Here is a 2,986-nt window from a genome sequence, read left to right on the forward strand (position 1 = left end):
ACCCCATACATACCAAAAACGCTTGCGCTTGCTACCGTGAGCAAAGCTACTGTTGTTAGAAGAATTTTCTTCATTTTTGTTCTCCTTCGCCAACGCTATGCGCTGACATAAATTTATTTTTTTAGTTTTTCTATTAAATAAAAAGCCCTTCAAATCATGCCAAATGCTACAAATTTCATTCCAAAAATCAAAACCAAAATTACAATTTCCGAAATAATTTTTTCCGAAACCGCCATTACGATTTTTTTCAAAATCATAATCACAATTCTTTTTGAAATTGCAATTATAATCTTTACCGAAACCATAATTTAGATTTCTTCCAAACCTTTCGCCGAAATCGTAACTATTGCGAAAAACTTGATTAAGATTAAAGAAATAATTTTTATAACAAAATCCATAATTTAATTGACTTATTATTTCAAATTTAGATGCATCGAATAGATTAATAAACTTTCCGCACAAAGCGAAAAAGTTTTTACGAATAGATTTCGTAATCCGATTGTAATTGTTTTTTTGTCCACTTTTTTTGACAAAAAAAGTGGTAGTTTTTTGGTTCTTTTTTTCTACAAAAAAAGAACAAGAATTTTGATTTTTTAAAAAACGAATAAATACATTTAAAAAATTAATTAAAGTTAAGAAAGATTTAATAAATGAAAGTTTGTCTTTTGAAAAATTAAAAAAGTTTAAACTACTTTGTTCGCGGTTCGCGATTCGCGATTCGCGGTTCGCGGTGAACTGCAAATATTATTTATTAACTTTGTTGTCATAATGCTTGAATTATACAATATTTAGAATTTTTTGTCAACAGTTTAAATAAAAAAAATTATTATTTATAGAGAGTAGATTACTTCGCTATCGCTCGTAATGACAATTATTTTTATACCGTCATTGCGAGCATTTATAATGCGAAGCAATCCACACTAAATAGATTAATTCCTTTCCTTAAAAAGCAGTTGTTATAAAGAATATAGTTTTACAAATAATAATTTAATCGCTTTTAAAATAAGTTATAAATCATTGAAAAATTTAATAATATATATTAAAATTATGTAAACTTAATTGGAGTTGTTTATATTTATGATAAGTTTCAGAATTGTAGCCGTAATATTCGCATGTTTTTATTTTGTTATTTACGCGGAAGAAAATAATCAAAACGATAATACAAAAACAAATTTTGAATATATAAAAAACGAAGAGGAAGCGAGAGCCGCTTATAATTTGGCTTTGTTCCATAAAGAAAGAGCTTTAGCCTCAAAAACTTTGAATCAAGATTCCATTAAAGATTTGGAAAGCGCGAAAATATTATTGGAAGAAGTTTTAAAATATATTCAAAATAACGAAGTCTATATTTCTTTAGCGGAAACTCATGAAGCTTTGGGAGAATATGAAGAGAGTTCCGAAATATACGATAAATTAATCATGGAAAATCCCGAAGATGTTTATTTGCTTACGAGAGCGTCCGAAAGAAATATATTTTTAATCGGCGATTTTGAAAAAGCGAAATATTATCTTAATATCGCATACGAAATAGATTATAATAATAACGATATTCTTATATTATTAGGATTTATTTATTACAGCGAAAGAGATTTTGAGAAAGCGGTTTTATATTTTGAGAAAGTAGTTCCGAGCAAAGGCGCAAGCAATAATTACATGGAATATTATAATTATTATTACGGAATGAGCGAATTTTATTTGAGCAGATTTGGGAGCGCTTTAAATAGATTGAACGGAGTAAATATAAACGAGTTAAATCCAGTCGACAGATATAATATTTTATATGGCATCGTAAAAAGTTATCAGGCTTTGGAAAATTATAAAGAGGCTTATTCTAATAGTCTGGCTACGGACGATTCTTCCGATTTGACTTTATTTTTAAGTTTTATGGCGGACGAATATAACGAAGAATTATTTTACGAAGAAGATATTTATCCAAAAATTTTATCTATAATATGGACGGCAAAAAACGAAGGCTACAGCAACGCTTTAAATATGATAGAAACTGATTTGGATAGAAGCGAAATCGATTTGGATATTATTCAAACTTATCATAAACTTGTAAGCGAAGTCGGAAGCGTGGAAAATAAAATTAACGCCGAAATGGATATTATTTCTTTTTATTTGGCGCTTAAAAATATAGACGCTTTGCCGAATCATATAGACAAATTAATCGAATACGATAAAACGGAAAAATTTAATAATTTATATTTGCAGGCGGCTTCAGAATTTAAAAATCAAAATAATTTTAAGATGGCAAAAGAAATGCTCGATAAATATTTGGCTTTAAATGATAAGAATAAAGAAATAAAAGAAAACGAATTGGTTTCTTTGGTTATTACGGCGATTGAAATAAAAGAATACGATTTGGCTTTGCAGTCGGTTAATAAATTTGAAAAAGAAAAATATTCTTATAGTTATTTGAGGGCTTATATTAATTTGCATAAAAACGATACTGAAAAAGCGAATAATTTTTTGGACGAAGATTTAATATATTTTAAAAATAATAAATCTAATACGAGCGAATACAGATTAAATATTCCTTATCTAACGGCAATGTCTGTGAGCAATACTAATTCAATAATGGAATATGTGGACTTTATTTATTCTACCGATACGAACTCGGCAAATAATATAAACAGTATGGCTTGGGTTTTAATTTATTTGGGAATCGATATTGACAGAGGAATAGAACTTTCAAAAAACGCTATTCGAATGTCGCCGAAATCTCCGCATTATTTGGATACTTTGGGCTATGGATATTATAAGAAAAAAGATTACGATAACGCGCTTAAACAATTACTCAAGGCGGCTTTATATGTGGACGATAATTCCGAAGCGGAAATTTATTTGCATATAGCGGACGCTTATTACGATAAAAACGATTTGAAGAACGCTTTAAAATATTATAGAAAATCAATTTCTTCTTTGTATAAAGATTTTAATTTTATCAATTTTGAAGAAGAGAGAGTAAAAAATAGAATAGAAA

Annotated in this window: 2 protein-coding genes; one reads left to right on the forward strand and one right to left on the reverse strand. The window is 28.2% G+C overall.

Annotated elements, in window-relative coordinates:
- The coding region (locus tag ACR0QS_RS12420) for a lipoprotein (protein ID WP_432633769.1) at positions 1–74 on the reverse strand (74 nt) is incomplete at its 3' end.
- Between the two features lie 1,003 nt (positions 75–1,077).
- Between ACR0QS_RS12420 and ACR0QS_RS12425 the strand changes: the two genes are divergently transcribed.
- A partial coding sequence (locus ACR0QS_RS12425) for a tetratricopeptide repeat protein (RefSeq protein WP_432633768.1) occupies positions 1,078–2,986 on the forward strand: 1,909 nt, incomplete at its 3' end.

Origin of the sequence: Brachyspira sp. (genome assembly GCF_050873525.1) — a bacterium.
GTDB lineage: Bacteria > Spirochaetota > Brachyspiria > Brachyspirales > Brachyspiraceae > Brachyspira.